This is a genomic window from Marinobacterium litorale DSM 23545 (genome assembly GCF_000428985.1).
GTDB classification, from domain to species: domain Bacteria; phylum Pseudomonadota; class Gammaproteobacteria; order Pseudomonadales; family Balneatricaceae; genus Marinobacterium_D; species Marinobacterium_D litorale.
The window spans coordinates 1-14,392 of the sequence record NZ_AUAZ01000039.1 but is presented as its reverse complement, the minus strand read 5'-3'; the positions used below and the strand labels follow the sequence as shown (position 1 = coordinate 14,392).

The following is a 14,392-nucleotide window of genomic DNA, read 5'->3' as shown; positions in this document are numbered from 1 at the left end:
CGGTGTCGGCCCGGTAAACGAGAAGGGCCAGCACGTGATGGCTGGCCCTTTTTAATCTCTACTCTTCTTCGTCGTCATCGAACCAGGACTCACGGTCCAGATAGGGAGAGAGCTCTTTCTCCTCCCGACGCCGCTCAATGGCGCGCCGAGCTTCGAGGAGACGCTTGGATGCGTGCTGCTTGCGACGGTTCTTCTCCTCCACGTCGTAGCTGACGAGGATGTCGAACACTTCGGTCTGAATTTCGCTCAGTTCATGATCTTTCTGTACCAGCATAATACCTGCTCCGATCAACCGATCCGGCGGCGACCAACAGGGCGTCAAGTGTCCCGCTGGTGACCGCGAAGACATACGTCAATTCTTTTTTACCCCAACGCCGCTCAAAATTCAAACAGTGCTGTTGTAGGCAATGTCGATGGTAGAAGCTGGTTATTGCAGGCAAGTGACAACCCGTCAGGCGCTGTCGAGTCTTCGCTAGCGGCTGACGGGTGGGTGATTACAGGCGGGTGTGAAAAGGATCAGTCGTTATCGTCGGGGCGGCGGGTTGGCAGACGCTTGTCGTTCTGGCGCAGACTTCGCAGGCTGCGCTTGATCGTTTTCAGATGGTCGAACAAGCCCGGGCCCAGTTTCATGGCGACGCCCACGGCCAGCACATCGATTACGACCAGATGGACGATACGGGAGGACATCAGCGTACTGAGGTCTTTGTCCTCCTCCACATCAATATGGATGGGAATGGTCGCCAGTTCAGCCAGCGGCGTGCCACCGGGGCAAAGGGCAATAACCGTGGCGTTGGTATCGCGAACCAGTTTTACCGTATGCAGAAGGTCTTTGGTGCGACCGGTTTGTGATATGGCGACAACCACATCGCCCTCGCCCAGCGTGACGGCCGAGATCGTCTGCATGTGAGGGTCCGAGTATGCGGCGGCAGAAACCATCAGGCGGTAGAACTTGTGCTGGGCGTCCGCACAGACCGGGGCGGAAGCACCAAAACCGTAAAACTCCACGCGCTTGGCTTTGGCCAGGGCATCGATCGCTTCCTCCAGCGTGGTGGGGTCGAGCTGCTCGCGGATGTTGATCAGGTTACCGATCATCGAGTCAAAAATCTTCTGCTTGAATTCGATGACGGTATCGGTGGAGTTCAGTGCAAACTGTTCAAAGCTGGTGTTGCTGGCAAGGCCCTGTGCCAGTGTCAGTTTGAAGTCCTGAAACCCATCATAATTCAACGCACGGCAGAAGCGGACCACGGTCGGTTCGCTGACATTGGCCTCGGAGGCCAGGTCGACAATCCGCATATGAATCACTTCATTGGGATTGGCCAGAACATAATCGGCGACTTTCTGCTCTGATTTTCGGAGCTTGGTACGCGCGTCCGCGATCGACTTAAGCAGGTTGAATGAGTGCAATGGTAATTCCTGATGGCTCGATGGTTGGCATCGGGAAAAGTATATCAAGGCAGATCAAACAGGCATAACTTTCCCGAAAAATATCCAAGTGTTTGACCTGGCTGGGAAATGAAAGGATTGGGGAGGTGTGTCGGATAGCCCGGCCTTGCATTATACTGCTTGTTGAAGCCTCGAATCCGATGACTCAGTAGACGATATGAAGAAATGCAGTATATAAGTCGCCTGGTACTGACCCTGTTGATGCTGGTGCTCTCAAGCTCCCTGTTTGCCAGCCCTGACCCTGCCCGCCTGCAGCTGGCTTCCGTCAATGCGATGATTGTCGATCTGAAAACGGATGAGTTGCTCTATCAGAAAAATCCGGATGCCGTGGTGCCGATCGCATCGGTGAGCAAACTGATGACGGCACTGGTAACGCTGGATGCGCACTTGCCGATGAATGAGCGCATCCCGATCGAAGTTCGGGATTCGGTTCATATGCAAAATGTGATCTCCCGGATTCGTATCGGTAGTGAACTGCCCCGCGAGGATGTGCTGCATCTGGCGCTGATGGCTTCGGAAAACCGTGCCGCGACAGCACTGGCGCATGCCTACCCTGGCGGGTATTTCGCCTTCGTGCGGGCCATGAATGAAAAGGCGCAGGCGCTGGGTATGACCAGCACGCGGTTTGTGGAGCCAACCGGGCTGTCGCACTTCAATGTTTCCACGGCGCGGGATCTGGTGCGCCTGATCCGGGCTGCCCGCGAGTATCCGGCGGTGCGCCAGATGACCACCTCCTCCAAGATGGATGCGCGTTTCCAGCGGCCGCGATACATCCTGGCGTTCTATAACACCAATCGCCTGGTAAACCGGGATAACTGGAACATCCTGCTGAGCAAGACCGGTTATATCGATGAGGCCGGACGTTGTCTGGTGATGTTGAGCCGGATCGGCAACCGCGATGTGGCAATGGTCTTTCTCGACTCCTTCGGCAAACGCTCCCATATCGGCGATGCCGGTCGTGTCCGCCGTTGGCTGGAGACGGGTGTCGGAGGCGAGGTGCCGCGCTCGGCGGCCCGTTACGAGCGGGAAAAGAATCGTGCCGGGCGCAGTGCAACGCTATTGGCGGACAAGAGTCGCTGATAGTCAGCAGGTGTTAGCGTAGCAAACAGAAAGCCCCGGCATGGTTACTCACCACACCGGGGCTTCTTCGTTGAGCCGGTTATAACTCAGACAGGGGAGTAGATCTGTGCACCGGCTTCCCGGAACTCCTCAGACTTCTCCTGCATCCCCTGCTCGGCCTGGGCGTTAATCGCCGCGACCTGACTTTCGTCCAGCTCGCGCACCTCCTGGGAGATCTTCATTGAGCAGAACTTGGGGCCGCACATGGAGCAGAAATGCGCCACCTTGGCGGATTCCTTCGGCAGGGTTTCGTCGTGATAGGCACGTGCCGTGTCCGGGTCGAGACCGATGTTGAACTGGTCCTCCCAGCGGAACTCGAATCGCGCCTTGGACATGGCGTTATCGCGGATCTGCGCCCCCGGATGGCCTTTCGCCAGATCGGCCGCATGGGCGGCGATCTTGTAGGTGATGATGCCGGTCTTGACGTCATCCTTGTTGGGCAGCCCCAGATGCTCCTTCGGCGTCACGTAGCAGAGCATAGCACAGCCGTACCAGCCGATCATCGCCGCACCGATGCCGGAGGTGATGTGGTCGTAACCCGGTGCGATATCGGTGGTTAGCGGCCCTAATGTGTAGAAGGGCGCTTCGTCGCACTCCTTGAGCTGCTTGTCCATGTTCTCTTTGATCATCTGCATCGGCACATGGCCGGGGCCTTCGATCATCACCTGCACATCATGCTTCCAGGCGATCTTGGTCAGCTCACCCAGGGTTTCCAGCTCGGCAAACTGGGCTTCGTCGTTAGCATCGTAAACGGAGCCCGGACGCAGGCCGTCACCGAGGGAGAAAGCTACGTCGTAAGCCTTGCAGATTTCACAGATCTCTTCGAAATGGGTGTAGAGGAAATTTTCCTCGTGATGCGCCAGGCACCATTTTGCCATGATCGAACCGCCGCGGGAGACGATGCCGGTCATTCGTTTGGCGGTCAGCGGCACATAGCGCAGCAGCACACCGGCGTGGATGGTGAAGTAGTCCACGCCCTGTTCCGCCTGCTCGATCAGGGTGTCGCGGAACACTTCCCAGCTCAGGTCCTCGGCCACGCCGTTCACCTTCTCCAGCGCCTGGTAGATCGGCACGGTACCGATGGGGACCGGCGAGTTGCGCAGAATCCACTCGCGGGTTTCATGGATGTTCTTGCCGGTGGACAGGTCCATGATGGTATCGGCGCCCCAGCGGGTACCCCAGGTCATCTTCTCGACCTCTTCCTCGATGGAGGAGGAGAGGGCGGAGTTGCCGATATTGCCGTTGATCTTCACCAGGAAGTTGCGGCCGATAATCATCGGCTCCAGCTCCGGGTGGTTGATATTGCATGGAATGATCGCCCGGCCGGCGGCTACCTCACTGCGCACGAACTCCGGGGTGATCTCCTCGGGCAGATAAGCGCCAAAGTTGTGCCCCGGGTGCTGCTGGTTAACATTGCCACTGGCACGTTCTTTGGCCAGCTTCATGTTCTCGCGGATGGCGATATATTCCATCTCCGGGGTGATGATTCCCTGGCGGGCGTAGTGCAGCTGGGTCACGTTCTTACCGGCCATGGCGCGGCGCGGTTTGCGGGTCAGCTCGAAACGAAGCTCATCCAGGCGAAGATCGGCGGCGCGGGCGCGGCCATATTCGGAGGTCAGTTCATCAAGCTGCTCGGTGTCGTCCCGTTCCAGAATCCACTGTTCTCGCAGCGGTGTGAGTCCCTTGCGTACATCGATGTCGGCCAGCGGGTCGGTGTAGGGGCCGGATGTATCGTAGACGTAGAGCGGCGCGTTCTTTTCCCCGCCCATCCCGGTGGGGGTATCGTCCAGCGTAATTTCGCGCATCGGTACGCGGATATCGGGGCGGCTGCCTTCCACGTAAACCTTGCGGGACTTGGGAAATGGTTGAACTGAGGCGCTGTCGACGCGGGCACTTCGATTGAGTGGTGTGGTGTTCGGGTGTTGGGTTGTCATTATCTTCTCCGGTAGGCGTAAAGGCTCAGTCAGACAGGTCCAGCCCCATCTGCCAGAAGGCGATTTCCATCCGCGTGGCGGTGCGGAAACGGGTTTCCAGTTGGCTGATGCGTGACTCGGGTAGATCGGCTCCCAGGCTTTCCAGCAACTCCAGCTCCGTTTGTGCGGCCTGCTGGTACTCCTCGCTCAGATACATTTCGATCCAGTCGTTATAGGGGCTACCCTCACGCAGGGTGTCTGGTTGAGCGGCGAGCCACTGGGCGATCTCGGCGTAACCGAGTATGCAGGGAGCAAGCGTGACGTGGAGGTCGAGAAGATCCCCGGCCATGCCGGTATCGAGCACGTAACGGGTATAAGCCACGGTGGCCGCTGCTTCCGGCAACTGGTGCAGCTCGCGCTCGTCGATGCCCCAGTCGCGACAGTACTGAACGTGCAGGCCGATCTCGGTATCAAGCATGGCGTTGAGCCCTGCCTGGGCATAGCGCATGGCGTCCAGGTCGGCGCTTTTGTAGATCGCCAGTCCCCAGGCACGGCTGAACTGGATCAGAAAAAGGTAATCCTGTTTCAGGTAATGCTGAAAGCTCCTCTGGGGCAACGTGCCCTGGCCCAGCTGGCGCACAAAAGCATGTTCGGTATAGGCGCGCCAGTCATCGCTGCAGCTGGTTTTCAGACGCTCGTAAAGTAACATGGCTCCTCCTTGGGTTCAGGGTGCGGTGGCGTAGGTATCGATGGACGGATTGGACTCGGTCAGGCCCTGCTCAACCATAAAGGCACCAAACTCCCGGTAGCGGGTCTCGTCCAGAGCTGCCGGGCGCAGGGCAAAACGGGTCAGGGTGTCAGCCCAGGCACGTTTGTTAAGCTCGGTATCCAGCTCGTCCGGCTTATAGCTGACAAAGCTCTGCCATGCCTTGTCCGGGTGGTTGACGATGTACTGGGTGGCTTTTTCAATCGCTTTCAGGAAACGGGTGTGACGGTCATCGCCCTTGTCTGCGCTGTTTACGACCAGAATCAGCTCGTCGTAGGCCGGTACACCCTGCTCTTCGGGATAGAATGCCCGGCCCGGATGGCCTTCAATATCCATCTGGTTCAGCTCGAAATTACGGAAGGCACCAACAACCGCATCTACCTGGCCGGCAATCAGTGATGGGGAGAGTGACCAGTTCACATTGATCAGTTCGATATCCTCAAGCGTCAGGTCATGCTGGCCGAGCATGGCGCGCAGCAGGGCATCCTCAAATCCGCTCACGGAAAAACCGACCTTTTTGCCCTTGAGATCGGCGATCGACTGGATCGGCCCATCCTTCAGCACCACCAGTGAGTTCAGTGGCGTCGCCACCAGCGTCCCGATACGCATCAGTGGCAGGCCCTGGTCGATCTGCAGGTGCAACTGAGGCTGGTAGCTGATCGCCATATCCGCCTCGCCAGCCGCCACCAGTTTCGGCGGCAGGGACGGGTCGGAGGGTTCGACCAGCGAGACGTCAAGGTTTTGCTCGGCGAAGTAGCCCTCCTGTTGAGCCACAATCAGTGACCCGTGATCCGGGTTGATGAACCAGTCCAGCAGCAGCTCCACCTTGTCCGCGGCAAAGCTTTGGGCGGTAAACAGGCTGGCGATTATCAGGGTGCTCAAACGTTTCATGGTGATCCTCGTTCTATTGCTTACCGGTCGCGCCGGTTTTGAGAGTGCATCGTGTCTGCCTGCCAGGGCGTGAGCCAGCGGGCGAGAAAGTCGATCAGGAAATAGAGGCTGACAGCGATTAATGCCAGAACCAGCAAGGCGGCGAACATCAGGTCTACCTGCATGCGGGCGTTGGCGTTCAGCATCAGGTAGCCAAGGCCGGTGGATGAGCCCACCCATTCACCGACTACGGCGCCAATGGGTGCCACTGATGCGGCTACGCGCAGGCCGGAACCAAACGCCGGCAATGCGGCGGGCAGGCGGATCTGCAAGAGCAGGGCGCGGCGGCTGGCGCCCAGGGTCCGGGCCAGCTTCAGATAACCGGTATGCGTCTGGCGCAGGCCATCGAAGCAGGCGGCGGTTACCGGGAAATAGATAATCAGTGTTGCCATGGCCACTTTTGAGGCCATGCCGTAGCCCAGCCAGAGCATCAGCACCGGTGCCAGGGCAAATACCGGTATAGCCTGACTGATCACCAGTACCGGCATCAGCCAGCGACGCAGCCCTCCCCAGGTGATCAGGGACAGGGCGCTGACCAGGCCCAGGAAAACGCCCAGGAGCAGGCCCAGCAGAATTTCGGTCAGTGTGACACCGGCATGGCGTAACAGCAGCGGTAGCTGATCGATCAGGGTTGTCAGAACCTGGAGCGGCCCCGGCAGGATAAACTTCGGAGCAACGGTCACCCAAACGATACATTGCCAAAGCAATGTAAGCCCCAGGGCAATGATCAGAGGCCGCAGCAAGCGTTCGCTCATGGAGCCTCTCCTGCCAGTAGTTCCAGCAATTGCCCCTGCAACGACAGGATGGCGGTATCGCTGACCTGGCGCGGCGCTTTCCCCGACGGCTGAATGGGGGCGGATAGCCGGGCCGGTGAGCCATTTAACACCAGTACCCGGTCCGACAGGCGCAGTGCTTCCAGTGGGTCGTGAGTAATCATCAGCACCGTGCGGTCTGCAAGCAGGTCGGCTGCCAGGTCCTGCAAACGCAGCCGATTGATCGCATCCAGCGCCGAAAACGGCTCATCCATGCAGATCAGTGGGCGGTTCTGAAACAGGGTGCGGGCCAGGGCGACACGCTGGCGCTGGCCGCCGGACAGTTGCCCCGGCAGTGTATCGGCTTTATCGGTCAGGCCTACCTGGCTCAGCAGGTAGCGGGCGAGCTCATATTGCCCGGGTTCGCGCCGGCCTGGGCGCAAACGTGCCTCCAGCACCACGTTATCGATAACCCGAAGCCAGGGCAGCAGCAGGTCATCCTGGGCCATCCAGGCGACCCGGCCATCCAGCGGCTTGCCATCACTGCAGTGGATGCTGCCGCTGATATCCGCTTCGTCAGCGATACCGCAGATCAACTGGAGCAGTGAGCTTTTACCCACGCCTGACTGGCCGAGAATACAGGTCCACTGGCCGCCGGGCAGCTCCAGGTCAAGGTTGCTGAAGACACAGTGATGCCGCCAGCTGAGGCTGGCTCTCTCAAGCCGTATATCCACTTTCACCACCAGCGGTGGAAGTGGTGAGTGGGTCCGTGTCCATTGCCCACCGATAGGCGATCAGCAGCGGCGATTGCTTCACCGATATAGGCTTTTGCCTGCTCCACTGCTATGTCGATATCCAGGCCTTTCGCCAGACCGGCCGCGATCGCGGAGGAGAGCGTACAGCCGGTGCCGTGGGTGTTGCGAGTTTGGATCCTTTTCGCCGGTAGCCAGCGCTCGCGATGGGCGTTGAGCAGTAGATCGGAGCTCTCCTCGCTGCCCGAGTCGGAAAGGTGACCGCCTTTTATCAATACGGCTCTGGGGCCAAAACTCAGTAATGCAGCTGCATGTTCGCGCATGGCATCGGAGTCATTGGCTTCATCGACACCCAGTAAAACAGAGGCCTCAGGCAGGTTGGGAGTAATAAGAGTGGCCAGTGGCAGCAGTTCACTGCGCAGTGCGTCGATCGCCTCATCGGCGAGAAGCTTGTCGCCGCTTTTCGCCACCATTACGGGATCCAGGACGACATTGTCCAGTGAGCGTTCACGCACAATGGTGGCGATGGTCTGGATCGTTTCAGGACGGCTCAGCATGCCGATCTTCACGGCATTGACGGTCAGATCATCCAGCACGGCATTGAGCTGATCGGCGATAAACGCCGGCGGAACATCGTGAATTGCGCGGACCTCGCGCGTGTTCTGGGCAGTCAGCGCCGTGATAACCGAGGCTCCGAAGACACTCAGAGCCGAAAAGGTTTTCAGGTCTGCCTGAATACCCGCGCCGCCGCCGCTGTCGGAGCCGGCGATGGTCAATGCGATAGGGGTGGTGCTCATGTCAGGCTCCTCTGTGACGGCGAACCGCACAGCCAGCCTGTTTTGCAGGTTTGGATGTGTTGCATAGGTGTATCTCGATTTCCTACGCCGGTTCAAGCCGGATCAGGTTCTGCGGGTGTAATCTCAGCCCTCTGCCGTTTCAATAACGGTGGGGCACCCCGACCAAGATAAAGTCAGGGGCCTAGTCTAGGTGTGTCGGTTAACCCTGTCCAGCGCAGCAAACTCTGTTATATCCGCTATAACTGTATCCAGAGCCCGGTGTTGATTGAGAGGGACCCATCAATAAAAAGAGGGCGTTGTGATGAACCCCGAGGAAAATGTAGAAGTAGGATGCCCCTGGTGCAGCGAACTGATCTCGCTGCGTGTTGAGTGTATTGAGCCGGAACAGGAGTATATTGAAGACTGTCCGGTTTGCTGCGCACCAATGCTGGTGCGGGTTGAGGTACCGCCAGAGGGTTTTGTGCAGGTGGATGTGGAGCGCGAGGGCGGATAACGTCCTGCCAAGGGATAATGAAGCAGAAAGCATTAGGCAAAAAAAAGCGACAGGAAAAAATCGAAGCCGCGACCCGGGACGCCGCTTTAAGTTTGGTTGACACTGCGCGACAGGATCTGGCGGCGTTGGAGAAAATGGGTGAAAAGGAAACGATTCACCAAGTACGTGTGGCGATGAAGCGGCTGCGTGCGTTTCTTCGACTGGTCCGTGGACGCTTATCGGAACCGGAATATCAGCGGATCAATGACCGTTGCCGCCAGCTAGCCAATGATCTGTCAGGCTCGCGTGACTCCGATGTGGCCATAGATACATTAATTGACCTGGGGGCCTCCGGTCATCCGTCGGGCCAGAGTCTGTTGGCTGCACTGGAGACGGATTCAGACTCGGCGACCTCCCGGCAGCCCACGGACTGGATTCGGGTAGAGCAGGCGTTGGATCAAATCGCACATGAACTGGTCAGGATGGATCTGGCCGGTCTGCGGCCCAAAGATCTGCGCAAAGGCTTGCGTAAAAGCTACGACAAGGGGCTGAAGGCTTGGCGTAAAGCTCGTGATTGTGCCGGCTCCGAACTCCTTCACGACTGGCGCAAATCGGTTAAACACGCCTATTACCAGAACCAGCTGCTGCAGAGCTCCAAAGACAAACACACGCGCCGCCTGAAGTTGCTCAGCGATTATCTGGGTGATCTGCATGACCTGGATATGTTGCAGGAGCGGCTTTTGGCACGCCGGCGCTACTACTGGCAAAGCGATCTGGAGTGGTTGATGCCCAGGCTCAATAAGCGCCGGGCGGCATTGCTCGCTGCAGCCCTTAAGGAAGGCAAAAAAGTATATGCCAACACCACGCTTAAGAAGCGGGTTGAGAAAGTGGTAGCGTGAAGGCTTCGGTGTTAGTCTAACAGGCTGATAAATGTGCCTTTTTGGCGACTCAACCATGCCGTTGGTATGTCCCGAACTGGGTCTTTCGTAAAGGAATGGAGCTGACCTGTGTTTCTATCGAATCTTTCCGTGCGGTCCAAACTCTGGGCGCTTATTTTAGTGGCCGGCGTATTGCTGGCCCTGGTCTCTTCGCTGGCGCTCCTCGATATGAGAGAGCAGCTGTACACAGAGCGTCAGGAAAAGCTGCATGCCCTGGTCGAGAGTGTCACAACCATGCTTGAGGGACAGCAGGCGCGGGTTGACAGTGGAGAGCTGAGTGAGGAACAGGCCCGGCAAAGCGCCCGTGGACTGATTGAGTCGATGCGTTATGGGGAAGACGGTTACTTCTTTGTATTGAATCGTAAGGCAGAGATGGTTTTGCACGGGGCTGATACCAGTCTCTCAGGCAAGGCCATGGCCAATAGCACAAGCAGTGATGGTCAGCCGATCTTCCGTCAGATGGCTGCGTTGGTCGGTAAGGGTAGTGGTCAGGGATATTTTGAATACGACTGGCCTAAGGCCGGGGAGGATAAGCCCCAGGCCAAGCTGTCGTACGGCACAGTTTTCGAACCCTGGGGCTGGGTCGTCGTAAGCGGGATCTATATTCAGGATCTCAATGCTACTTTTCAGGACGGCGTGATTCACGTTGGCATTCAGCTTGTTATCGCCCTGGTGATCATGGGGCTTGTGGCGTGGATGATTGCCCGCTCCATCTGTCAGCCGCTGGATCGGGTGGCTGATACCATGGTGAAAGTGGCGGCGGGCGACCTGAGAGTGCGTACCGAGTTGAACAGCCGTGATGAGCTGGGACGCGTCGGGCGTCAGATCGATAAAACACTGACCGTTTTCCAGGACCTGATTCAGAGTATCGCTGCCAGTAGTACCCAGCTTAGCGGCAGTGCTTCCGAATTGGCCTCAAGCGCCGATGAAACCAGTCATGCACTGGATCAGCAGGCCCAGGAGGCGGAACTTCTATCGACCGCTATGAATGAGATGGCGGCGAGTATTCATGAGATTGCACGCAGTGCCGGTGATACAGCCGATGCAATTGATAGTGCCGACCATGAGGCGGACGAAGGCAGCCATGACGTTGATGATACCGTGCAACGTATCAAGGCGCTTGCGAAGGAAGTTGAAGAGGCTGCCAGCGTGATTCAGGAGCTTGAGGGTGACACCGAGCAGATCAGCGAAGTGTTGAGTCAGATCGAAGCGATTTCTGAGCAGACCAACCTGTTGGCGCTGAATGCGGCAATCGAGGCTGCCCGCGCTGGCGAGTCTGGTCGGGGCTTCGCTGTGGTAGCCGATGAGGTTCGTCAGTTGGCGCAACGCACCCGTGGCTCCACCGAAGAGATTCGTGATATGAACGAAAAGCTCAGTCGCGCCGCCAAACGTGCCGTGGAGGTGATGGAACGATCACGCAGCCGGGCCGATGAGAGCGTCACCAAAGCGCTACAGGCCGGTGAGGAACTCCAGCGTATCGTTGCGGATATGAACGCCGTACGGGATATGGGTGTGCAGGTGGCCGCGGCGGCCGAGCAGCAGAGTCAGGTTTCCGAAGAGATGAACAATAACCTGCTGTCGATTACCCGTGCATCCGAAGCCACCGTGAGTGCAGCAAGTACGGTCTCAGCTCAAGGTGAGCAACTGAGAGGGCTGGCAGAAGAGCTTCAGCAGCGGATCAGCCGATTCCAGACCTGATTGGGTTGTAACGGTGCCCCGCGTATACTGGGGCACCGGTTTAAACGGTTCTGGAGCTGCCATGAAATATCGAATTATTCCTGTAACCCCTTTTCAGCAGAACTGCACCCTATTCTGGTGTGAACAAACCGGTGAAGCCGCCGTTGTTGACCCCGGTGGCGATGTGGAGCGCATCCTGAACGCCGTTGAAGAGGAGGGGGTTCGCCTGACCAAAGTACTGCTGACCCATGGCCACCTGGACCATGTTGGTGGAACGGCAGACCTGGTCGCCCGCCTTAAACTGCCGGTAGAGGGGCCTGCCGAGCAAGACCGGTTCTGGATAGAGGGTTTGGCCCAGCAGTGTGCCATGTTCGGCTTCGATCCAGTCGCAGGCTTCGAGCCAGATCGCTGGCTGGTTGATGGCGATGAGGTGAGTGTCGGGGATGTAAAACTGAGCGTTATTCATTGTCCTGGCCACACGCCGGGGCATGTGGTTTTTTATGATCAGGAAAGCGCCGTTGCACAGGTGGGCGATGTCCTCTTTGCCGGTTCTATTGGCCGAACCGACTTTCCCCAAGGTGATCATGCCACTCTGATTCGTTCGATCAAGGAGCGGTTGTTACCACTGGGTGATGATGTCGATTTCATACCTGGCCATGGTCCCATGTCCACATTGGGTGACGAGCGCAGGACTAACCCGTTTCTCAGGTAGCGGATACACCAGGGTATTAGAGTTTCGGCTTCTGCTCCCGGCTACTGGTCGAGACTCCGCCGCTGACAATAAACGTGGTTACCTGACTGGCTTTAGCATCAATCGGCGTAATCCGCTCCCGGGGAACGATAATCAGGTTCCCCGCAAAGTTATACGATTGGGGTAGATAGACTGACACCTCATCCTCCAGCCCAAGCAGGCTCAGATCATCCCGGGTGATGAAACCCGCAACTCTAATCCCGGGGTCGGCTGTGAGTTGAACCAGTACCGGCTGGTCAAAACCACGGTGATCTCCCAGTAACGCCTTGAACAAGTCACTCAGTGAACTGTACAGCAGTCGAACCAGTGGTATCCGTTGTAACAGCTGGTCGATGCGTTGAAGTATAAAGCGTCCCAGGTAGATCGATGCCAGCATGCCGGTAAACGTGATCAAGACGAGCACTAATACCAACCCAAGAATGGAGCTGAGCCATTGTGGGAGCTCGACGCCGGCAATACGTTCAATATGCTGACCGATCATTATGAACAACAGGTCGTTCAGGGCATGGGCAATCGTCCATACCAGATAACCGGTGAGCACGACCGGCAGCAGGACCAACAGGCCCTGGAAGAAAAAGCGCAGTATCGGCTTCATGCCGTTCTCCTCATCAGCGATGAACCTGCAGAGCAAGATCCAGCAGGGTGGGGTCCAGTCCTTTGCGGAAACTGATTACATCATGAAGCGGCACATCCAGAATACGCCCGTCACGCACGCCCACCATAATGTCACTATATCCGGCGCACAGATAACGCACTGCCATGGCGCCCATGCAGGTGGCCAGCACCCGGTCATGACCGGTGGGGCTCCCTCCACGCTGGATATGGCCGAGAATACAGACCCGCGGGTCCTGGTTATGTTCCCGCAGTCTTTCTGCCAGGCGATAGGTCAGACCGGGTTCCGGGCCTTCGGCGACCACAATAATCCCGCTTGAGCCGGTACCCGCCTGTCGGCTTTCAGCAAGCTCCTGACTAATCTGGCTGACCTCTACGGCACGTTCGGGTACCACAATCAGTTCGGCGCCGGCGGCCATGCCCACGTTTATGGCGATAAAACCGGAATTACGGCCCATGACCTCGACCAGAAAATGGCGTTCGTGAGAGGTCGCCGTATCACGGATCTTATCGATGGCGTCCAGTGCAGTGTTAACGGCAGTATCAAACCCGATGGTGTCATCGGTACCAAAGATATCGTTATCGATGGTGCCCGGCAGACCAATAACATCAATACCCGTTTCCTCGAAAAGCAGATGGGCTCCGGTCAGGGAGCCATCACCCCCAATAACCACCAGCGCATCGATCGAATGGTTTCGAAGGATCTCGGCGGCTTGGGCGCGAACCTCTGGCCTTTTAAAGCCCTCGCAGCGATCACTTTTCAAGATTGTGCCACCGCGCTGAACGATATTGCTCACCGACGCTGAGTTCATCTCTTCCATATCACCAGCAATCAAACCGCTATAGCCACGGTTGATCCCAAAAACACGAATGCCCTGGCCAAGCGCAGCGCGGACTACCCCCCTTATTGCCGGGTTCATACCGGGTGCGTCGCCGCCGCTGGTCAAAACGGCGATGGCTTTGTAAGTGCGAGTTATTTCAAGCGAAGGCAAGGTATACATCATGAAATCCTTGATAGGGGCGCCGAATCCAACTCTCTGTTTAGCACTATACCCCCGGGTTAATCCACCGTGGCGGTATGGATCGCGGACGTATGAGCGACTAAAAGGAAGATCTTTTAAAAAGGCCTGAAAAAGTTGTTGACGGGGTGTCGAATCTCAGTAGAATACGCCCCCACTTCAGCGGCAACGAGCCACGGGTTCGGCAACCAGAGTTCAACTCCAAGTTACCGAAAACGAAGCAAAAAATTGGTTGACACTGAAGTTTGAGGCGGTAAGATATGCGCCTCGCTTGAGACGACGGATACAGCCACTGCGGTGGCAAGCATAAGTCGCTCAGCACGCTCTTTAACAAGTCGATCAGGTAATTCGTGTGGGCGCTTGTCGGGATCTAAGCACACAAAGCTTATATCTCAAGACAAGCAACCTATATGTGAATTCATTTAGCGTTGTTTATACCTTGAGCAGGATG

General features: G+C 57.4%; 15 protein-coding genes and 1 riboswitch. Of the genes, 5 read left to right on the top strand and 10 right to left on the bottom strand.

Translation table 11 applies throughout. The features are described 5' to 3' along the window. Nucleotides 1-58: 58 nt before the first annotated feature. Both G403_RS0118705 and hexR read right to left on the bottom strand, forming a co-directional pair. The gene (locus tag G403_RS0118705; RefSeq protein ID WP_027855342.1) at nucleotides 59-274 is read right to left on the bottom strand and encodes a PA3496 family putative envelope integrity protein; all 216 of its coding nucleotides are present in this window, start codon (nucleotides 272-274) and stop codon (nucleotides 59-61) included. A 242-nt stretch (nucleotides 275-516) separates the two neighbouring features. Further along, complete coding sequence (gene hexR / locus G403_RS0118700; protein WP_027855341.1) at nucleotides 517-1,404, bottom strand: transcriptional regulator HexR; 888 nt, start codon at nucleotides 1,402-1,404, stop codon at nucleotides 517-519. A 204-nt stretch (nucleotides 1,405-1,608) separates the two neighbouring features. Between hexR and pbpG the strand changes: the two genes are divergently transcribed. After that, nucleotides 1,609-2,523, top strand: coding sequence for a D-alanyl-D-alanine endopeptidase (pbpG, locus tag G403_RS0118695; protein ID WP_027855340.1), 915 nt, complete (start codon nucleotides 1,609-1,611; stop codon nucleotides 2,521-2,523). Between the two features lie 86 nt (nucleotides 2,524-2,609). On the opposite strand, the gene thiC is transcribed toward pbpG, so the two are convergent. From thiC to thiD, 6 genes are read right to left on the bottom strand one after another with little or no spacing between them, the layout of a single operon-like run. Beyond that, on the bottom strand, nucleotides 2,610-4,496 hold the full coding sequence (gene thiC / locus G403_RS0118690) for a phosphomethylpyrimidine synthase ThiC (protein WP_027855339.1): 1,887 nt from the start codon (nucleotides 4,494-4,496) through the stop codon (nucleotides 2,610-2,612). Nucleotides 4,497-4,521: 25 nt separating this feature from the next. Continuing rightward, nucleotides 4,522-5,184 (bottom strand): thiaminase II, encoded by a 663-nt coding sequence (gene tenA / locus G403_RS0118685; RefSeq protein ID WP_027855338.1) that lies wholly within the window; start codon nucleotides 5,182-5,184, stop codon nucleotides 4,522-4,524. A gap of 15 nt (nucleotides 5,185-5,199) precedes the next feature. Then, entirely contained in the window at nucleotides 5,200-6,132 is a 933-nt protein-coding gene (locus G403_RS0118680) for an ABC transporter substrate-binding protein (RefSeq protein WP_027855337.1), read from the bottom strand. Between the two features lie 20 nt (nucleotides 6,133-6,152). After that, nucleotides 6,153-6,926, bottom strand: coding sequence for an ABC transporter permease (locus G403_RS0118675; protein ID WP_027855336.1), 774 nt, complete (start codon nucleotides 6,924-6,926; stop codon nucleotides 6,153-6,155). Next, complete coding sequence (locus G403_RS0118670; RefSeq protein WP_084404112.1) at nucleotides 6,923-7,657, bottom strand: ABC transporter ATP-binding protein; 735 nt, start codon at nucleotides 7,655-7,657, stop codon at nucleotides 6,923-6,925. The genes G403_RS0118675 and G403_RS0118670 overlap by 4 nt, the downstream gene beginning before the upstream one ends. Before the next feature lie 2 nt (nucleotides 7,658-7,659). After that, nucleotides 7,660-8,472, bottom strand: coding sequence for a bifunctional hydroxymethylpyrimidine kinase/phosphomethylpyrimidine kinase (gene thiD / locus G403_RS0118665; protein ID WP_027855334.1), 813 nt, complete (start codon nucleotides 8,470-8,472; stop codon nucleotides 7,660-7,662). Between the two features lie 62 nt (nucleotides 8,473-8,534). Beyond that, nucleotides 8,535-8,643: riboswitch (TPP riboswitch) on the bottom strand. Nucleotides 8,644-8,773: 130 nt separating this feature from the next. Here thiD and G403_RS0118660 point away from each other — a divergent pair. The 4 genes from G403_RS0118660 (at nucleotide 8,774) to G403_RS0118645 (ending at nucleotide 12,271) form a co-directional block, all read left to right on the top strand. Next, entirely contained in the window at nucleotides 8,774-8,965 is a 192-nt protein-coding gene (locus G403_RS0118660) for a zinc ribbon domain-containing protein (protein WP_027855333.1), read from the top strand. 17 nt (nucleotides 8,966-8,982) lie between these two features. Then, complete coding sequence (locus G403_RS0118655) at nucleotides 8,983-9,843, top strand: CHAD domain-containing protein (RefSeq protein ID WP_027855332.1); 861 nt, start codon at nucleotides 8,983-8,985, stop codon at nucleotides 9,841-9,843. Nucleotides 9,844-9,951: 108 nt separating this feature from the next. After that, nucleotides 9,952-11,580 carry a methyl-accepting chemotaxis protein gene (locus G403_RS0118650; RefSeq protein ID WP_027855331.1) on the top strand — a complete coding sequence of 543 codons (1,629 nt, stop codon included), beginning with the start codon at nucleotides 9,952-9,954 and terminating at the stop codon, nucleotides 11,578-11,580. Nucleotides 11,581-11,641: 61 nt separating this feature from the next. Next, complete coding sequence (locus G403_RS0118645) at nucleotides 11,642-12,271, top strand: MBL fold metallo-hydrolase (RefSeq protein ID WP_027855330.1); 630 nt, start codon at nucleotides 11,642-11,644, stop codon at nucleotides 12,269-12,271. 16 nt (nucleotides 12,272-12,287) lie between these two features. Here G403_RS0118645 and G403_RS0118640 read toward each other — a convergent pair whose 3' ends face one another. Together G403_RS0118640 and pfkA are read right to left on the bottom strand one after the other, a co-directional pair. Further along, a complete protein-coding gene (locus tag G403_RS0118640) occupies nucleotides 12,288-12,905 on the bottom strand; it encodes a DUF502 domain-containing protein (protein WP_027855329.1) in 618 nt (205 codons plus the stop codon). Between the two features lie 13 nt (nucleotides 12,906-12,918). Then, a complete protein-coding gene (pfkA, locus tag G403_RS0118635; RefSeq protein WP_027855328.1) occupies nucleotides 12,919-13,923 on the bottom strand; it encodes a 6-phosphofructokinase in 1,005 nt (334 codons plus the stop codon). Between the last annotated feature and the right edge of the window lie 469 nt (nucleotides 13,924-14,392).

Bases quoted from the DNA above. Each gene is read 5' to 3' on its own strand.
- G403_RS0118660 (WP_027855333.1), top strand. From the start codon at position 8,774: ATGAACCCCGAGGAAAATGTAGAAGTAGGATGCCCCTGGTGCAGCGAA.
- G403_RS0118655 (WP_027855332.1), top strand. From the start codon at position 8,983: ATGAAGCAGAAAGCATTAGGCAAAAAAAAGCGACAGGAAAAAATCGAA.
- G403_RS0118705 (WP_027855342.1), bottom strand. From the start codon at position 274: ATGCTGGTACAGAAAGATCATGAACTGAGCGAAATTCAGACCGAAGTG.
- G403_RS0118680 (WP_027855337.1), bottom strand. From the start codon at position 6,132: ATGAAACGTTTGAGCACCCTGATAATCGCCAGCCTGTTTACCGCCCAA.
- pbpG (WP_027855340.1), top strand. From the start codon at position 1,609: ATGCAGTATATAAGTCGCCTGGTACTGACCCTGTTGATGCTGGTGCTC.
- G403_RS0118645 (WP_027855330.1), top strand. From the start codon at position 11,642: ATGAAATATCGAATTATTCCTGTAACCCCTTTTCAGCAGAACTGCACC.
- tenA (WP_027855338.1), bottom strand. From the start codon at position 5,184: ATGTTACTTTACGAGCGTCTGAAAACCAGCTGCAGCGATGACTGGCGC.
- pfkA (WP_027855328.1), bottom strand. From the start codon at position 13,923: ATGTATACCTTGCCTTCGCTTGAAATAACTCGCACTTACAAAGCCATC.
- G403_RS0118640 (WP_027855329.1), bottom strand. From the start codon at position 12,905: ATGAAGCCGATACTGCGCTTTTTCTTCCAGGGCCTGTTGGTCCTGCTG.
- G403_RS0118675 (WP_027855336.1), bottom strand. From the start codon at position 6,926: ATGAGCGAACGCTTGCTGCGGCCTCTGATCATTGCCCTGGGGCTTACA.
- thiC (WP_027855339.1), bottom strand. From the start codon at position 4,496: ATGACAACCCAACACCCGAACACCACACCACTCAATCGAAGTGCCCGC.
- thiD (WP_027855334.1), bottom strand. From the start codon at position 8,472: ATGAGCACCACCCCTATCGCATTGACCATCGCCGGCTCCGACAGCGGC.